We start from the raw sequence: 1,183 nt of genomic DNA on the forward strand, positions 1-1,183 counted from the left end.
TCACGGACCAGACCGCCGCCAAAGTCCGAGGCCACCGCGCCGGGGGCGACCGCATTGACCGTAATGCCCCGCGCGCCCAGTTCCTTTGCCATATAGAGCGAGATGACTTCGGTTGCGGCTTTCATGGCTGCGTAAGGACCATGATCCGGCAGATAGAAGCGCGTCGCGGCAGAGGTGATGTTGAGAATGCGGGCACCATCACGGATCAGCGGAAGAAGTGCTACCGTCAGCAGGTACGGACCCTTGAAGTGGATATTGTACTGATTGTCGAGCTGTTCGGACGTTGCGGCGTCGAAGCGGGTGTGGATGATGTTGCCGGCGTTCTGGACAACATAATTCAGTCCCCCCTGCCCGAACCCGCTTGCAAGAAGGGCTTTGACCCGCCCCGCAAACTCCGTGAACGACGCATGGTTCGCGATGTCCAGTTGCAGCATACGCAGCTTTGCGTCCTCGTGGCTGAGGGCGGTTTCGGCTGCTTTCGCCTCGTCTTCATTAGCGTGATAAGTGCCGATCACGCTGATGCCGACGGCCGTCAGATGCCTGGCGATACTGTAGCCGATGCCGCGATTGGCGCCCGTGACAAAGGCGATTTTTGATGTGCTCATGATCGGATTCCTTGAGGAGACATGGCGTTGTGTTCCGTAAACGCCACTTCCATACCAATCGATCCATAATAGGGACACGAAGCAGGGTCAAGGATTTGTGGACCGACCGATATGGAATTTCGTGCCGGGTCCGGATCGTCTCGCCGCTGTCAGTCCGTCAGCTTTTTCTCAGGCCGCTTTGCTGTTCCCCGTTTCACCGCGTTGATATCCCATAATGTCAGCACAGATGTGACAGCCGCATCCAGAGTGTCCGGACGCATCCCGTCCCGGGCTTCGCATGTCATGCCGTGGAAGAAAGTCGTGAGAATATCGGGCAGCACATCTGTCGCCGGGGATGCGTTCAATTCACCATTGGCAATGGCGCGCTCTACACAGGCCCTGATGCCGGTGCGCGTGCGCTGTCGTTCCGCCGCAAGAAGCGCCTGAACAGGTTCGTTTTCAGGTGAGCAGTTGCTGGCACCGCACACGACCAGGCACCCGGTCGGATGGGTGCGGGCAGACTGCATGCGCGCCGAGCCGCGCAACGTCCGTTCGATGGCCTCGCGCGGGGGCAGGCTTTCATCCCATAACGGCGCCAT

General features: G+C 59.4%; 2 protein-coding genes. Both read right to left on the reverse strand.

Translation table 11 applies throughout. The features are described 5' to 3' along the window. The coding region (locus AC1RQ9_RS18950) for an SDR family NAD(P)-dependent oxidoreductase (RefSeq protein ID WP_485988137.1) at positions 1-605 on the reverse strand (605 nt) is incomplete at its 3' end. Between the two features lie 149 nt (positions 606-754). Then, a partial coding sequence (locus tag AC1RQ9_RS18955; RefSeq protein WP_485988139.1) for a TetR family transcriptional regulator C-terminal domain-containing protein occupies positions 755-1,183 on the reverse strand: 429 nt, incomplete at its 5' end.

Source organism: Komagataeibacter ossonobensis, from assembly GCF_057359305.1.